The organism is Noviherbaspirillum denitrificans, from assembly GCF_002211445.1.
In the GTDB taxonomy this organism is placed as follows: Bacteria; Pseudomonadota; Gammaproteobacteria; order Burkholderiales; family Burkholderiaceae_D; genus Noviherbaspirillum; species Noviherbaspirillum denitrificans.
In genome coordinates, this window is sequence record NZ_LSTO01000001.1 from 1,421,306 (window position 1) to 1,437,298 (window position 15,993).

At 61.5% G+C, this 15,993-nt stretch carries 15 protein-coding genes; 6 read left to right on the plus strand and 9 right to left on the minus strand.

Annotated features, from left to right (window positions below; genetic code table 11):
* The 3 genes from rimO to phaC all read right to left on the minus strand — a co-directional run.
* Positions 1-1,179, minus strand: a 1,179-nt coding sequence (gene rimO / locus AYR66_RS07080) for a 30S ribosomal protein S12 methylthiotransferase RimO (RefSeq protein WP_088709662.1), incomplete at its 3' end; no start/stop codon positions are given.
* 91 nt (positions 1,180-1,270) lie between these two features.
* Complete coding sequence (gene phaR, locus AYR66_RS07085; protein WP_088706926.1) at positions 1,271-1,831, minus strand: polyhydroxyalkanoate synthesis repressor PhaR; 561 nt, start codon at positions 1,829-1,831, stop codon at positions 1,271-1,273.
* 230 nt (positions 1,832-2,061) lie between these two features.
* Positions 2,062-3,783 (minus strand): class I poly(R)-hydroxyalkanoic acid synthase, encoded by a 1,722-nt coding sequence (phaC, locus tag AYR66_RS07090; protein WP_170942090.1) that lies wholly within the window; start codon positions 3,781-3,783, stop codon positions 2,062-2,064.
* Positions 3,784-3,840: 57 nt separating this feature from the next.
* On the opposite strand from phaC, the gene AYR66_RS07095 reads away from it, so the two are divergent.
* On the plus strand, positions 3,841-4,083 hold the full coding sequence (locus AYR66_RS07095; RefSeq protein WP_088706927.1) for a hypothetical protein: 243 nt from the start codon (positions 3,841-3,843) through the stop codon (positions 4,081-4,083).
* A gap of 38 nt (positions 4,084-4,121) precedes the next feature.
* On the opposite strand, the gene pgeF is transcribed toward AYR66_RS07095, so the two are convergent.
* Together pgeF and AYR66_RS07105 are read right to left on the minus strand one after the other, a co-directional pair.
* Positions 4,122-4,874 carry a peptidoglycan editing factor PgeF gene (gene pgeF, locus AYR66_RS07100; RefSeq protein WP_088706928.1) on the minus strand — a complete coding sequence of 251 codons (753 nt, stop codon included), beginning with the start codon at positions 4,872-4,874 and terminating at the stop codon, positions 4,122-4,124.
* A 9-nt stretch (positions 4,875-4,883) separates the two neighbouring features.
* The gene (locus tag AYR66_RS07105) at positions 4,884-5,885 is read right to left on the minus strand and encodes an RluA family pseudouridine synthase (protein ID WP_420093093.1); all 1,002 of its coding nucleotides are present in this window, start codon (positions 5,883-5,885) and stop codon (positions 4,884-4,886) included.
* 84 nt (positions 5,886-5,969) lie between these two features.
* Here AYR66_RS07105 and AYR66_RS07110 point away from each other — a divergent pair, with 84 nt between their 5' ends.
* Entirely contained in the window at positions 5,970-6,767 is a 798-nt protein-coding gene (locus AYR66_RS07110) for an outer membrane protein assembly factor BamD (RefSeq protein ID WP_088706929.1), read from the plus strand.
* A 75-nt stretch (positions 6,768-6,842) separates the two neighbouring features.
* On the opposite strand, the gene AYR66_RS07115 is transcribed toward AYR66_RS07110, so the two are convergent.
* Entirely contained in the window at positions 6,843-7,751 is a 909-nt protein-coding gene (locus tag AYR66_RS07115) for a serine hydrolase (RefSeq protein ID WP_088706930.1), read from the minus strand.
* 214 nt (positions 7,752-7,965) lie between these two features.
* Between AYR66_RS07115 and AYR66_RS07120 the strand changes: the two genes are divergently transcribed.
* Both AYR66_RS07120 and AYR66_RS07125 read left to right on the plus strand, forming a co-directional pair.
* Positions 7,966-8,901: a ketopantoate reductase family protein gene (locus AYR66_RS07120; protein WP_088706931.1), complete on the plus strand. Its 936-nt coding sequence runs from the start codon at positions 7,966-7,968 to the stop codon at positions 8,899-8,901.
* A 70-nt stretch (positions 8,902-8,971) separates the two neighbouring features.
* Positions 8,972-9,361 (plus strand): hypothetical protein, encoded by a 390-nt coding sequence (locus tag AYR66_RS07125; RefSeq protein ID WP_088706932.1) that lies wholly within the window; start codon positions 8,972-8,974, stop codon positions 9,359-9,361.
* Positions 9,362-9,394: 33 nt separating this feature from the next.
* Here AYR66_RS07125 and AYR66_RS07130 read toward each other — a convergent pair whose 3' ends face one another.
* The 3 genes from AYR66_RS07130 to AYR66_RS07140 are packed head-to-tail and all read right to left on the minus strand — an operon-like array spanning position 9,395 to position 12,709.
* Positions 9,395-10,279 (minus strand): M48 family metallopeptidase, encoded by an 885-nt coding sequence (locus AYR66_RS07130; RefSeq protein WP_088706933.1) that lies wholly within the window; start codon positions 10,277-10,279, stop codon positions 9,395-9,397.
* Position 10,280: 1 nt separating this feature from the next.
* Positions 10,281-10,823: an SH3 domain-containing protein gene (locus AYR66_RS07135; protein WP_088706934.1), complete on the minus strand. Its 543-nt coding sequence runs from the start codon at positions 10,821-10,823 to the stop codon at positions 10,281-10,283.
* Positions 10,820-12,709: an adenylate/guanylate cyclase domain-containing protein gene (locus AYR66_RS07140; RefSeq protein WP_088706935.1), complete on the minus strand. Its 1,890-nt coding sequence runs from the start codon at positions 12,707-12,709 to the stop codon at positions 10,820-10,822. Before AYR66_RS07140 ends, AYR66_RS07135 begins: the two co-directional genes overlap by 4 nt.
* A gap of 219 nt (positions 12,710-12,928) precedes the next feature.
* On the opposite strand from AYR66_RS07140, the gene AYR66_RS07145 reads away from it, so the two are divergent.
* The gene (locus tag AYR66_RS07145; RefSeq protein WP_088706936.1) at positions 12,929-13,351 is read left to right on the plus strand and encodes a universal stress protein; all 423 of its coding nucleotides are present in this window, start codon (positions 12,929-12,931) and stop codon (positions 13,349-13,351) included.
* Between the two features lie 26 nt (positions 13,352-13,377).
* The coding region (locus AYR66_RS07150) for a cation-translocating P-type ATPase (protein ID WP_141104183.1) at positions 13,378-15,993 on the plus strand (2,616 nt) is incomplete at its 3' end.

A 15,993-nucleotide genomic window follows, 5' to 3' on the forward strand; every position in this document is an offset into this window, starting at 1 on the left:
CACGCGCATGGTCTTGCCAACCTTGGACTGCAGGCGCTTCTTCGAAATGCCTTCCTGCAACTCCATCACGCGCGCACGGCGCTCCTCGCGCACTTCTTCCGGAACGGGATTCGCCAGTTCATTGGCCGTCGCGCCTTCCACCGGGGAATAGGCGAAACAGCCGAGGCGATCAATTTCAGCTTCCTTCAAGAAGTCGAGCAGGTACTGGAATTCCGCTTCCGTCTCGCCGGGGAAGCCGGAAATGAAGCTCGAACGGATCGTGATGTCCGGGCAAAGCTTGCGCCATGCCTGGATACGCTCAATGTTCTTTTCCCCGCTCGCCGGACGCTTCATACGCTTGAGCACATCCGGATGGGCGTGCTGCATCGGCACGTCGAGGTAAGGCAGGATCTTGCCTTCCGCCATCAGCGGGATGACATCGTCCACATGCGGATACGGATAGACATAGTGCAGGCGCACCCACGCGCCGTACTGGGCAGCCAGCTCGCCCAGCGCCGCGGAAAGCTGGGTCATGTGCGTCTTGACCGGCTTGCCGTTCCAGAAACCGGTGCGGAATTTCACATCCACGCCATAGGCGCTGGTGTCCTGCGAAATGACCAGCAATTCCTTCACGCCCGCCTTGAAGAGGTTTTCCGCCTCCAGCATGACGTCGGCAATCGGACGCGAAACGAGGTCGCCGCGCATCGATGGGATGATGCAGAAGCTGCAGCGATGGTTGCAGCCCTCGGAAATCTTCAGGTAGGCAAAATGCTTGGGCGTCAGCTTCACACCCTGCGCCGGCACGAGGTCCATGAAAGGATCATGCGGCTTGGGCAGGTACTGGTGGACGGCGGACATGACCTCGCCCACGGCATGCGGCCCGGTCACGGCCAGTACTTTGGGGTGGACACCGTGGATCAGGTCATTGCCGCTGGCATCCTTCTTCGCGCCGAGGCAGCCGGTGACGATCACCTTGCCGTTTTCCTTCAGCGCTTCACCGATCGCATCCAGCGACTCCTGCACGGCGGCATCGATGAAGCCGCAGGTATTGACGATCACGAGGTCGGCGCCGTCATAGGACTTGGCGGTATCGTAACCTTCCGCGCGCAGCTGGGTGAGGATCTGTTCCGAGTCGACCAGGGCCTTGGGACAGCCGAGCGAGACGAAGCCGACTTTGGGGTTTTGTGAAGCGTTGGACATAACAAAAAGAGGTACAAAAGCGAATCCGCTATTGTACCTCTCATTGCCCTTCCTCCCGGCATGCCGGACCGAAGGATTGTCGTTATGACATTTACTTCTTGTTCTTGTCGTTGTTCTGCGTGAACGGGAAGGTGCCGAACATGTTCTTGGTCTGGTTCTGCATCTGCTCCTGCATCTGCATGAACAGGTTCTTGCTCTGCTCGATGTAGTTGCTCATCATGCCTTGCATCATCGGGCCCTGGACGTTCATGAACTGGGTCCACATTTCCTGGCTGAACGGCTTGCCTTCGTAGAAGCCCTTGGAGCTCTCGGCCAGCTTGTTCTGGATGTCGATGAACGCCTGGATGTTCTTCTCCAGGTACGAGCCCATCATGCCCTGCATCGCATGGCCGTAGTAGCGGATGATCTGCGACAGCGCGCTGCTGGAAAACATCGGCGTACCGTTCGCTTCTTCCTCAAGAATGATCTGCAGCAGGATGCTGCGAGTCAGGTCTTCATCGGTCTTTGCGTCGACGACAGTGAACTCTTCGTTGTCGAGGACCAGTTGCTTCACATCGGACAACGTGATGTATGAACTCGTCTGCGTATCGTAAAGGCGGCGGTTCGGATACTTCTTGATCAAGCGCTCTGAAGCCTTTTTTGCACTATTCATCGAATATTCCAGTTATTGCGTTGCAACGCATTTATGCCGATTCGTAAAAAAAGCGAACATTCGTTCGCCCTCCTCCTCTATTTATTATAGTGCGAGAAAACAAAGATTTACGCAACATTTAAGAGGTCTTTTATAGCTGCTTTTGCAATGCAAACGGGAAAACCGGATAGCGGAGTTCCCGTTTATTGCATAAGTGACAGGCGGTTGCCGTTGGCTTCCGCCTGCCTGCGTCATTCCGCCTTCACCTTCACGTAGCGGCCCGGTGCCGGCTCGATTTCCTTGTACTTGGTGCTGCCGTACTTGCGCGGCGCGGTCACTTGCTTGCCGCCGTTCGCTTCGAGGAATGCCGCCCATTCCGGCCACCAGCTTCCAGGATGTTCCGTTGCCCCGGCCAGCCATTCCTTCGCGCCTTCGCTTGCGTTGTCGTTGGTCCAGTAGCTGCGCTTTTTCTTCGCCGGCGGATTGATCACGCCGGCAATGTGGCCGGATGCGCCGAGGACGAAGCGGTTGCGGCTGCGCTTCTTCGGATTGAGCAGGGACATCGATTCGTAGGCTGCGCCCCACGGCACGATGTGGTCTTCGCGCGAGCCGTAGATGAAGACAGGCGCATCGATCTTGGACAGGTCGATCTTTTCGCCGGCCACGGTCACCTTGCCTGGCTTCCTGAGGTTGTTTTCCAGGTACATGTTGCGCAGGTAGTAGCAGAACATCGGTCCCGGCAGGTTGGTGCTGTCGGCGTTCCAGTAAAGCAGATCGAACGGCGGCGGAGATTCGCCCTTCAGATAGTTCGACTTCACGTAGTTCCAGACGAGGTCATTCGGACGCAGGCTGGAGAAGGAAGATGCGAAATCACGACCGGGCATCAGGCCACCCTTGCCGATCGACTGTTCGCGCAGCGCGACCTGCGCTTCGTCGATGTACACGTCGATGACGCCGGTATCGGAAAAGTCCAGCAGCGTCGTCAGCAGAGTCAGGCTGGCGACCGGATTTTCGCCCCTGCCGTACAGCAAGGACAGCGCGGTCGAAATGATCGTGCCGCCAACACAGAATCCCAGTGCGTTGATCTGGTCCTGGCCCGAGATTTCCTGCACGACGTTGATCGCCTTGACGGCGCCGTTGAGGATGTAATCATCCCATTTCGCCTGGGCGAGCGATTCGTCGGGGTTACACCACGACACGAGGAACACGGTGTGTCCCTGCTCGACTGCATAGCGGACCAGCGAATTCTCGGGCTGCAGGTCGAGGATGTAGTACTTGTTGATGCAAGGCGGCACCAGCAGCAGCGGACGCTCGTACACCTTGGCGGTCAACGGCTTGTACTGGATCAGCTGGAACAGTTCGTTCTCGAAAACCACTGCGCCTTCCGATGTGGCGACATTGCGGCCGACCTCGAATGCGGACTCGTCGGTCTGCGAGATATGGCCCTTCTGCATGTCTTCCAGCATGTTCGTGATGCCGCGGGTCAGGCTCTCGCCCTTGGTTTCGACGATCTTCTGCAGCGCTTCCGGATTGGAGACCAGGAAGTTGGCCGGCGACAGCGCATCGACCATTTGCTGAATCGCGAAGCGGATCTTCTGCTTCGCGCGCGGCGTTGCTTCAACCGCATCCGCCATGGACATGAGGAATTTTGCGTTCAGCAGGTAGGCGGCTGCGTTGAAGGCGTGCAGCGGATTGGATTGCCACTCAGGGGCTGCAAAGCGCTTGTCTGTGATCGCCGGTGTCTTCGAGCCGAGCATCTCCTGCCAGAGCGTCGTCATTTGCTGCATGTAATCGCTCTGCAATTGCGCGAGTACCGAGGGATCGATGGTCGCGCCGAACTCCTTCACGGTGTTGGTGAGCGGTTTGGTGTCGATGGGCGGCTTCTTGATAAGCCATGCCTGCCATGCGTTCGGATCGACAAACTGGGTCATCCATTCGGCAGTCGCGCCGGACTGAGGCTGGAACATATTCATGCTGGACTCTCTGTTTTCGCGTAAGGTTACGGGTTGGATCTGGAATCGAGATTAGTTATGTATATCGTCGCCATCGCCTGGATTTATGTCGTCCTCATGATGTCGATCACCGAGGACTCCGTTGTGGCCGGAGTCATGACCTTCCTGCTGTATGGCGTGTTGCCGTTGACAATCATTCTATACGTGATGGGCACGGGCCAAAGAAAAAGAAATCGGCAGCAGGCAGAAAAAATGCGGCTCGCGGAGGCCGCAAATGACGGTGTTTCGGCATCAGGGAAAGACGGGAATACAAGCCAATGACGATGTTGTCATAAATCATCGCCGATCGGCGGGCGATTTCATTTGAGCCAAATCAACGAGGCCATACGCCCGGTGATCTTGTCGCGGCGGAAGGAGTAGAAGCGCTTCTGCTCCGTGACGGTGCAGAGCCCCCCTCCCGAAATGTGCAGGACGCCTGCCCGTTGCAACGTCAGGCGGGCAAGTTCATAGATATCGGCGAGGTATTTCCCATTGCTGCCGGCGATCGGCTGGAAGGACGCCACCGTCCTTGGATTCTTGCCGGCGAAAGCGTCGTAAACATCCTGTCCCACCTCAAAACGCTGCGGGCCGATGGCCGGTCCGAGCCAAGCCATGATGTCCGAGGCGCCGGCATCCCGCATCGCCGCGACCGTATTCTCCAACACACCGCCTGCCAGGCCGCGCCAGCCCGCATGCGCGGCGCCAACCACCCTGCCGGCGACATCGCAGAAGAGCACCGGCAGGCAGTCGGCCGTCTGGATCGCGCAGACCACGCCCGGAGCCGTCGCGATGCTCGCATCGGCTTCCGGCGCGCCTTCGGCCGTATTCGCATTGACGACGCGCGTGCCGTGCACCTGCGTCAGCCAGGCCGGCTCCGCGGGCAGCCGGGCTCCCAGCAGCGCACGGTTTGCACTAACGGCCTGAGGATCATCGCCCACATGGATGCCAAGGTTCAGCCCTCCGCCCCCCTCGCCGTCATCGTAAGGTCCGGTGCTGCTGCCGCCTCGACGGGTGGTTGAAAGCGCGCCGACGCTCGCCGGCGCACCTGTCCATTCGGGAACGATCAGGTCCATGGGGACTTCCTATTCCAGCGCGATGCCGCCAAGGCCGGCGCGCTCGAGCAGGCCGGAGAGGTCTTCGGGTACGTCTGCTGTCCATTCCAGTTCCTTTCCGGATGCCGGATGTCCGAGTCCGAGCCGGAAGGCATGCAGCGCCTGGCGCGGGAACACCGAGGCCAGGTGCGGTTTGCCGTACAGCGGGTCGCCGACCAGGCTGAAGCCGATGGACTGCATGTGGACCCGGATCTGGTGGGTACGTCCGGTTTCGAGGCGGCATTTAATGAGGCTGACCTGGCGGCCGTCGAGCGAACCGGTCGCCAGGCGGTTGTAATGCGTTACCGCCGCCTTGGCGCTTTCATGGTGGGACACCGCCATCCGGATGCGGTCGCGCGGATGGCGTCCGATTGCCGCTTCGATGCGTCCGCTAACCTGCGGCTGCCCCCAGACGAGAGCCAGGTATTCACGCTTGACCGTGCGCGCCTGCAGCTGGCGTACGAGGTCGGTCTGCGCCTGCAAGGTTTTCGCGACCACCATCAGCCCGCTGGTTTCCTTGTCCAGGCGGTGGACGATGCCGGCGCGCGGTACCGTGGCCAGCGCAGGAGCATGGTGCAACAGGCCGTTGAGCAGCGTACCCGACCAGTTGCCGGCAGCGGGATGCACCACCAGCCCGGCCGGTTTGTTGATGACCAGGATGGCCTTGTCCTCATGGACAATGGACAGCGGCATGGCCTCGGGCTTGTAGGCCTGCTCCTCCTCCGCCTCCTGCGGCTCGACCACGATGGTTTCGTCGCCCAGCATGGTGGTCTTGCCGCGCGCGGGCTGGCCGTCGACGGTCACGTGGCCGGCGTCGATCCATTGCTGGATGCGGCTGCGGGAATAATCGGTCAGGAGCAGCGACAGCGCCTTGTCGAGGCGGACGCCACAAAACTGCGACGTAAGTTTCAGGGTGATCGGGGACGTCTCGGGCGCGGAGCCTTCGTATTCGTCGCCGTCATCGATATCGGTTTCTGGCAGGGAGTGGGTCAAAATCGGCGTTTCGTGTGGTATCGCTGCAGCATTGCACCATCGGCTATAATCGTGGCCTTGTTCCGGAGTGCTCGCGCAAACGTCATGCAAAAAAGTTCGTTGAAATTGGCCGCCATCGCCCTTGCTCTGTCCCTGACCGGGTGCGGCCTGCTTCCCGAGAAAGTCGACGAAACCAAGGATTGGTCGGCGTCGAAATTATACTCGGAGGCGCGCGATGAAATGGCGGCCGGCGGGTATGAAAAAGCCATCCAGTACTTTGAAAAGCTGGAATCGCGCTATCCGTTCGGCACTTATGCGCAGCAGGCGCAGATGGAAATTGCCTACGCCCACTACCGCCAGGGTGACGCGCCGCAGGCGCTGGCCGCGGTGGAACGCTTCATCAAGCTGCATCCGAACCACCCGAATGTCGACTACATGTACTACCTGCGCGGCCTGATCAACTTCAACGACAAGATCAGCTTCCTCGACTTCCTGTCCAAGCAGGATCCGAGCGAGCGCGATCCGAAGGCGGCACGCGATGCCTTCGATTCGTTCAAGCAGCTGGCCGAACGTTTCCCGGACAGCATCTATACCAAGGATGCGATCGACCGCATGAAGTACCTGGTGAATGCGCTGGCGCAGTATGACGTGCACGTCGCCAACTACTACTATCGCCGCGGCGCCTATGTTGCGGCTGTCGGCCGTGCACAGCAGGCGGTGACCGAATACCGCGATGCGCCGGCGATTGAAGAGGCGCTGTACGTGATGGTGAAGTCCTACGATGCGATGGGCATGGCCGACCTGCGCAACGATGCGGAACGCGTGTTGAAGGCGACCTTCCCGAACAGCTTGTATTTCCGGGGTGGCCAGCAGGCCAGCAGCCCGTGGTGGAAGGTCTGGTAAAACACTAGCAGTCCCCGAAAAGCAAAAATCCCCGTCCGATATGCATCTGACGGGGATTTTTCTTTTGGAGGAAGCTCAGACTGTCTTACGCTTCTTCTTGCCCTTTTCATGCTTTGCCTTGGCAAGCATGATGCCGCCGCGGCCGTGTTTGCGTGCGGAGACGCGCGAAGGCGCGGAAGCCTTGGCCATGACGAAAGGCTGGCCGGTGACCAGGCGCTGCACGTTTTCGGCATCGATCATGCGCGCAGCGCTTTCCTTGGCGTTCAGCAGGACCATGATGACGTTCTTGCCAGCAGCCTGGAAGCGCATCACCAGGCAACGCCCCGCTTCGCGGGTAAAGCCCGTTTTCGACAAGTGGATGTCCCAGCCTTCGCGGCCGACGAGGCGGTTGGTGTTGCGGTACTGGACCATGTGGCCGTTCATCTCGATCAGGTCTTCGGCACCGGTCGATAGGCGACGGATTTCCGGATACTGCGATGCGGCACTGACCATTTTGGCAAGATCGGCTGCCGTGGAACGATTGTACGGAGACAGGCCGGTGGGCTCGCCGATACTGGTGTGGCGCATGTCAAGCGCTGCCAGCTTTTCACGAACTGCCTGCGTGAAGCCCATCATGCCGCCCGGGTAAGTGCGTGCGAGCGCGTGGGCTGCGCGGTTGTCGGACGACATTAACGCCAACTCCAGCACCGCGCTGCGCGGCAACACGGAACCGACAGGAACGCGCGAGGAGCTGAACTTCAGCGTGTCGACGTCGCTTTCCTCGATGGTGATGAGCTCGTTCATGTCGAGGCGAGCATCCAGCACGACCATCGCTGTCATCAGCTTGGTCAGCGATGCAATCGGGACGACTTCATGCGCATTTTTTTCGAGCAGGACCGCGCCGCTCGCCTCGTCGATCACGACGGCGTGCTGCGAGCTCAGCGGCACGGCAAAGACGGACGTTGCTGCGCTCAACAGTAACGCCAGTACGGTTTTCTTGAACATGTTCGGGGACCAAATCAAAGTTGCACTACGGCACCAATCATAGCTTGTTAATGCCATGCAAGGTTTGCTTTAGCGCATTGATTTGAGAAAATTTTTTCGCCTGTTGCAGGCGTGTCTTGGCGTCCTATCAAAGCCGCTCTTTCCCTCTCCCGGCGCGCAAGTGCGGAGGCCGCTACAATCGGCTGTCCCTCCACCTGAAAAAGAGGCAGAAAAAGTGTCCGAACGCATTCTCATCATCGGTGCGGGCGCCATAGGCGCGTTCTATGGCGCAGCGCTCCAGACCGCCGGCGCAAACGTCTCCGTCGTTTGCAGGAGCGAGCTCGATGCCGTGCGCGCAAACGGCTTTTCCATTGAAAGCAAGCGGCTGGGCAACCGGACCTTCAAGCCGGTGCAGACCCTAGGGACCGCCTCGGACTACCAGGGCGGCGCGCCGGACTACGTCGTGGTCAGCGTGAAGGTGGTGGAAGGCACGGACCGCGCCGCACTGATCCGGGACGCGGTCGGTCCAGGCACCGCGATCGTCCTGATTGAAAACGGCGTGGAAATCGAAGCGGAAATCGCGCAGGCCTTCCCCGACAACGAACTCATCAGCGCCCTCGCCTTCGTCCAGGTCAGCCGCGTCGCACCGGGCAAGGTCAGGCACTTCGCGTTTGGCGACCTCAGCCTCGGCAACTATCCTTCGAGCGTGACCGAGCGCACGAAGCGTTTCGCCGCGCTCCTTGAAACGGGCGGCATCAAATGCACCATGACGGAAGACGTCGTCACTGTCCGCTGGCAAAAATGCCTGTGGAATGCCGTGTTCAATCCGATATCAGTCATGGGCGGCGTACTCGACACCGGGCACATCCTCGGCGCGCCCGAGGGGGAGCTATTCGTGCGCCAGGCAATGCGCGAAGTCTGCGCAGTCGCCGCCGCAACCGGCCATCCGCTGGATGAAACCCTGGTCGGCCAGTACGTCGAAGGCACCCGCAAGGCGCCGCCCTACAAGACCAGCATGGCGCTCGATTATGAAAATGGCCGCCCGATGGAGACGGAAGTCATCCTGGGCAATGCGGTACGGGCGGCCAGGCGGGAAAATGTTGCAATTCCAGCATTGGAGGCGCTGTACGCGCTGATGAAGATGGTGGAAAGAAAGACTGCCTTGATCTAGGTTAGTCTTTGCGCGCGAACGATAGCGATATACTGCCCCGGGTCAACCTCTCTCATCATCAGGAGCATTCATGAAATTCCATTCCTTCGCGATCGCCGCCGTAGTCGCCGTCACGGCTGTCGCCGCCCCGGTCGCATCCTTTGCGCAGGCAAAAGCGAAGATGTACAAGGTCGAGGAGCTGCACAAGAACCGCGAAGCCCTCGCCGGCAAGACCATCCAGGCCCAGGGCAAGGTGGTCAAGGCCAACAACGGCATCCGTGGTTACAACTTCGTCCACGTGCAGGATGGTTCGGGCAAGGCGGATGTCGGCAACCACAACCTGATCGTGCGCAGCAAGCAGACCGCGAATGTCGGCGATACCGTCACCGTTTCCGGCACCGTACTGGTCAACAAGGACATGGGCGCGGGTTATTTCTACCCGTTGCTGATCGACGAAGGCACCGTCACCCCGAAGAAGTGATGGAAAAAAGGGGCGCGGCAAGCGCCCCTTTTTTTATTTCTTGAATTCGTTCAGCCGTGCGCTCAACGCCGGTCCATCGATCCCCTTCAGCGAATCGAAGCGGTCCTTCATCAAGCGGTCCAGCATCTCTACCCGCGTGCCGGGCGAAGGGTGAGTTTTGAACATCAGCGTGAAATCACTATCGCCGCTGTTCTGCCGCTGAAGCATCTGCAGCACTGACGGCAGTCCGAACGCGTCATAGCCGGCACGCGCCGCAATCACCACGCCGAGGCGGTCGGCCTCGAATTCATCGTCCTTGTCGAGGCCGCTCGCATACAGCTTCTTGCCAATGTTGATGAGCGCATTGCGCGCCTCGGCATTGCCCTTGCCGGTGGCGGCCAGCACATCGCCGACGAGTGCGAAGCCGGCATTCTTCTGCACCGCCCGCAAATGGTGCTTCTTCAGCACATGTCCGATTTCATGCGCCAGGACGCCGGCCAGTTCGGCCTCGCTGTGCATGCGTTGCACCAGGCCCCGGGTCACGAAGATATAGCCGCCTGGGGTAGCGAATGCGTTAAATCCGGGGTCGTCGAGTACGCCGAAGGTCCATGGCAGGTCGGGCCGCTCGGTCTGCGACGCGAGCCAGCGGCCGAGTGTATTGACGTAGCGCTGCAGCGCCGGGTCGTTGGCGAGGGGCTTGGCGCCGAGCAGCGTGGCGGCAAATTCCTTGCCGATGCCGATTTCTTCGGGCTCGGTGGCTTCCTTGGTCGCCTTGCCGACGTTGCTGACGATGTTGCCGACGCTGTTGAGGTTGAGCCCTCCGCCCTTGTCGCCGCCGCCCTTGCCGAAGCCCGGTAGCGAGAACGGCAGTTGCGCGAGCGCTGTGCCGCAAGTGCCTGCAATGAGGATGGCCGCCAGTGTCCGTTTCATGAGTCGCATGTCAGCCTCCTTCCGAATTGCGCTGGTTGTTCCCGGCCGGAGCCTGGTCGGGCAGGTAATCGACCTTCGCCGGGCTCAGCTTGTTGCGCTGGGCGAAGGATTGGGCGGCATTCTTGTCAACGCTGAACTTCTGCATCTTGTCCACCTCCGCCGGATTGGCCTGTGCATTCTGCAGGTCTTCCTCGCTGAGGCCTCGGACACCGGTGGTGACGGTGCCGGTATTGGACGTGCGGCCGGCGGTGAGCAGGCTGCCGAGCGCGCCGACGGGATTCGAGGAGGACGTGTTGGACGCCTGCTGGCCCGCGGCTTCCGGCTTCAGGCTGAGCATGCGCACCCAGCCGGTCTGGCCGGTCGCGGTCTTCACCTGGCTCCAGGCGCCCTTGCGGACCAGGACTTCGACCTTGGTGTTTTCCGGGAGCGTTGTGATGACCGCCGAATCGGACTGCGGCTGCGCCTGCAGTTCGGTGGACCGGCTGGTCAGCGCCGATTCGGCCCAGGCTGCACCGGCGAGCAGGCCGGCCAGTATCAGGAACCATCGTTTCATGTTGTTCTCCTCCTTGGTTCGTACAGGTTGACTTCCGCGGTGCGTCCTTTCACTGCGAAAGCGCCGTGGTGTTGAAACTCGAATTCGTCCGTCCCCTTGCAGGCGTCGACGGTTTCCTGCGTCACGAGCACGCGGGCGACGCCCTTGGTGAGGCCTTCTACCCGGCTCGACAGGTTGACCGTATCGCCGATGGCGGTGTAGTCCAGCTTGCGCTGCGCGCCGATGAAGCCGACCACCGCCGGTCCGGTGTGCACGCCGATGCCCACGTCGAAGTCGCCGACGTCGGAGCTTTCCGCCTGCAGCTCCCGCCTGAAGTCTAGCAGGGTCTGCTGCATCTCCAAGGCCGCCGCGACGGCATGGCGTGCATGGTCGGGGTCGTCGACGGGAGCGCCCCAGAAGGCCATGATGCAATCGCCGATAAATTTATCCAGTGTTCCGCCGTGACGAAAGACGACTTCTACCTGGCGTTCGAAGTAGCGGTTCAGGAGCAACACGACCTCTTGCGGCGGCCGCCCCTCGGACAGCGTGGTAAAGCCGCGGATGTCGGAAAACAGGATGGTGATGTCGCGCGTGCGGCCGGACAGGCTTTCGACTGTCTCACCCTGCTCCACGATCTGCTGCACGACATTGGGATTGAGGAAGCGCCGGAACAGCGACACCGTCTTTTCGCGCGTGCGCCGCTCGCGCAGGTAACCCGCAATAGCCGCCGTCAGGAACCACGCCCAGGCAAAGGCAAGCGGTGTCGCAACGGGGAGCATCAGGTTGCGTTCGAGCGCGCGGTCGGCGAAGGCCAGTGCCGCCAGCGAAAGCGTGGCGAGCGCCGCAGCGGTCAGCAGCGGATTGACGCGTTTGGTGAAAGCCGCGGCAATGGCGGCGATCAGCAGCATGCCAAAGCCCAGCGGCCATGCTGGCGAGGCGGGCGTAATGCTGCGCCCGCTCTTCAGGTTGTCGATGGCCAGCGCGAGGATATCGCCGCCGGGGTAGCCGGGGCCAAGCGGGGTCAGGTGGTGGTCGAAGGACGACGCGGCCGAATTCCCGATGACGACGATCTTGCCCCGGAACAGGCTGTCCAGTGTCGCCAGCGCCTGCGCGTCGAGCCCGGGCCGCTGCTCGGTCAACAAGCGGTAGAGCTCACCGTAGGGATAACGTTTATGCCCCTTGGCCGGCCAGCGCATCAGGAATTCGGTCCCCGGCGGAATGGGTGCGCCGAGATCGGCGGCGATCCGCGCCGGAAGCGATGGCAGCTGCCAGCCCGCCACGTCGCTATAGAGCCGGTAGCGGCGCAATACGCCGTCCTTGTCTTCCAGGCTGTTGATGAGGCCCAGGCGCCATCCATCGCGCTCCACCGCCGCCGGCAGCAGGATGGGTGCGCGGGCATCCGAAGGTCCGCCGCTTGTGGCGCCGAAAGCCGCAGCCAGCGGCGACAGCATTTCGGGGGCCGCATTGCCGTCGAGCTGGACTGCGGAGAGATACACATGAGGCATTGCGCGGATGACTTCAGACAGTCTCGCGTCGCTCTTCGGGCGTTTCAGGTCCCGCTCCGCAAAGGCCAGGTCGAAGACGACGGCGCGCGGCTTGAATTCCGCAAGTGCTTCCAGCAGGTCAGCATGGATCTCGCGCGGCCAGGCCCAGAGGCCGGCGATTTCCTGCATTGCGGCCATGCTGGCATCGTCGACATCGACCAGCACGATATCGGGATCCGCCTGGTAAGTGGCAGCATGCCTTTGCATGTAAATGTCGGTGAGCCGTGCCTCGGTCGTGTCCAGCAGGCGGAGTCCGATCAGCTCGACCGCCATAAGCGTCGCGAACAGCAGCGCCATGGCTGCATGCCATGTGCCGATGGCGTGGCGCCGGCCGGGTTGCGATTGATGCGACGATCGCGGCATGCGGCAGCACCTCCCCGCGCTGCTCGTCAAAATTGATGTGAAGCAATAGTAGCGTCAATCTTGCCATCCCTGCAAGGCGACGACTCTTGCAGTCTGGTAGATTGAAAAAATACGCCGGCTCAATGAATCCGGGACCGTTTGACTCACATCAAATGAATTTCGCCGCCTGACCGGTAGCCTCCGCGAAAGAGACTGATTCAATATTGCAAAGGCTCATCCATGCGCAAAATCCTCGTTCCGGTCGATGCCTCCGAAAGCGCCCGGCACGCCGCGCTCCACGCGGCAGCCCTGGCCAACGACAATCCTGCCATCCAGCTTCACCTGCTGAATGTCCAGGAGCCGCTGGAAGTCCGCTCCCACGCCTATCTCTCGCCGCAGGAAACAAAGTCCATCCAGGCTACCGATGCACAGGCCGTCCTGCAAAAAGTCATGGAACTCCTCGATGAGGCAGGCGTGGCATATCGTGCCGACTGGCGCGCGGGCGACATTGCGCCAACGGTTGCCGCCTATGCAGAAGAAATCGGTTGCGAATCCATCGTCATGGGAACGCGCGGCCTCGGCCCGGTAGGCAACCTTGTCATGGGTTCCGTGGCTACCAAGGTGGTCCATCTCGTCAAGGTGCCCGTCACCCTGGTGAAATAGGCGCCGGCGCGCTTTCCTGACTAGCGATGGGAACGGACGGTTCCGGCATCCACTGGCATACCCTCCCCGGACACGACGTCTCCGGCCGCCTCGACGTCGACCCTTCCACCGGCCTGTCGCATTCCGAAGCCAGCGGGCGCCTGGAGCGGCACGGCACCAACACCATCCGCGAAAAGCCGCCACGTCCGATGTGGCGCATGTTCCTCGACCAGTTCATGGATTTCATGATCCTCGTGCTGATCGCTTCCGCGATTGTGTCGGGCATCGTGGGCGACATCGAGGATACGGCCGCCATTGCAGTCATCGTGCTGCTCAATGCCGTGATCGGCTTCGTGCAGGAAGTACGCGCCGAACGTGCAATGGCTGCACTCAAGCAGATGGCAGCCACCAGTGCAGTCGTGCTGCGCAACGGAAAGCGGCAGGTCCTGCCCGCCGCCGAAATCGTCCCCGGCGACATCGTCTACCTGGAAGCAGGCAATGTCGTGCCCGCCGACTTGCGCCTGATCGAAGCCATCCAGTTCAAGGCCGACGAAGCCGTTCTGACGGGTGAAGCCGTGACTGTCGAAAAATCGACCGGCCCGCTGCGGCATGCGGAACTGCCGCTCGGCGACCATCGCAACATGGCTTTCAAGGGCACGACGGCAACCTACGGGCGCGGCATCGGCATCGTGGTGGCTACCGGGATGACGACTGAACTCGGCAAGATCGCCGCGCTGCTCGATTCAGGCGACGAGCTCAAGACGCCGCTGCAGAAGCGGCTTTCCGCCTTCGGTCGCCGGCTAGGGATCGTGGTACTTGCTGTCTGCGCCATCATCTTTACCGTCGGCCTGCTCCGTGGTGAAGCAATCGGCTTGATGTTCCTGACCGCCGTCAGCCTGGCTGTCGCCGCCATTCCGGAAGCCCTGCCTGCCATCGTCACGATTTCCCTCGCGCTCGGCGCACGCAAGATGGTGACCCGGCAAGCACTGATCCGCCGCCTTCCCGCCGTGGAAACGCTCGGGTCCGTGACCTTCATTTGCTCCGACAAGACCGGCACGCTGACCCAGAACCGAATGCGTGTCGATGCCTTGCATGCCGCAGGCGTAGCGTGGACCGGTGCCGGCCGGGAATCCACTCCATGGCCGGAATTTTTCACTGCGCTCGCCCTGTCGAATGATGCGACGCTGGATAACGAAGGACGGCTCGCCGGTGACCCGACGGAAACCGCGCTGTTCGCGGCCGCGCGCGACGCCGGCTACGACAAGACCGCACTGCTCGCCGACGCGCCGCGTGTGTTCGAGCTGCCCTTCGACTCGGACCGCAAGCGCATGACGACCTTCCATCGCACGCCTTCGGGCGTGGTCGCCTACACCAAAGGCGCACCTGAAGGCGTGCTGCCGCACTGTACGTCGGCTTTGGGCATGGATTTCAACAAGGCTCGGTTGCTTGCCGAGGCGGACAGCATGGCGGCGCGCGGATTGCGCGTGCTGGCTGTCGCTCGCCGGACATGGCAGGACCTGCCGCAGCCGGCGGACGGCGCGCAGGTTGAAGACAATCTCGAATTCATCGGACTGGCCGGCCTCATCGATCCGCCACGTGCGGAAGCGAAGGATGCCGTGCACCTCTGCAAATCGGCCGGCATCACGCCGGTAATGATTACCGGCGACCATGCCGCAACCGCCCGCGCCATCGCCTTCCAGCTCGGCATCGCGGAAGAAGACGCGATCGTCCTCACCGGCCCGGAGCTGGCGTCAATCGGCGACGATGCATTGCGTTCGCTCGTTAAAAACGTGCGCGTCTATGCGCGTGTCGATCCGGCACAGAAGATCCGCATCGTCGAAGCCTTGCAGGCGCAGGGAGAGTTCGTGGCCATGACCGGCGACGGCGTGAACGACGCCCCCGCGCTGAAGCGGGCCGATATCGGCGTGGCAATGGGAAGGGGTGGAACGGATGTGGCGCGCGAAGCAGCGAGCCTCGTACTGCTGGACGACAATTTCGCGACCATCGTTGGCGCAGTGAGCGAGGGGCGGCGGATTTTCGACAATATCCGCAAGTTCATCCGCTATGCGATGACGGGCAATTCGGCGGAAATCCTGACGATCTTCCTGGCGCCCTTCCTCGGCATGCCGATTCCGCTGCTGCCAATCCATATCCTGTGGATCAACCTGTTGACGGACGGCCTGCCGGGCCTCGCGCTGGCCGTCGAGCCGGCGGAAAAAGGCGTCATGCAGCGTCCGCCGCGCGCGCCGTCGGAAAGCATCTTCGCCCACGGCATGTGGCAGCACATCCTGGCCATCGGTCTGATGATGGCAGCCGTCTCGCTGTTCGCCCAGGCATGGGCGATCCATACCGGCTCCGCGCACTGGCAGACCATGGTCTTCACGGTGCTGACGCTGTCGCAGATGGGCCATGTGCTGGCCATACGCTCGGAACGGGAATCCCTGTTTTCGCAAGGGCTGGCGAGCAACCTGCCGTTGCTGGGCGCCGTGCTGCTGACATTCGCGCTGCAGATGGCGACGGTGTATGTGCCCTTCCTCAATCCGCTGTTCAACACCGAACCGCTGACGGCCGGTGAGCTGGGATTCTGCCTGGCGTTGTCGTCCGTCGTGTTCGTGGCGGTCGAAATCGAGAAGTGGATGGTGCGGCGCGGATGGCTGTACACG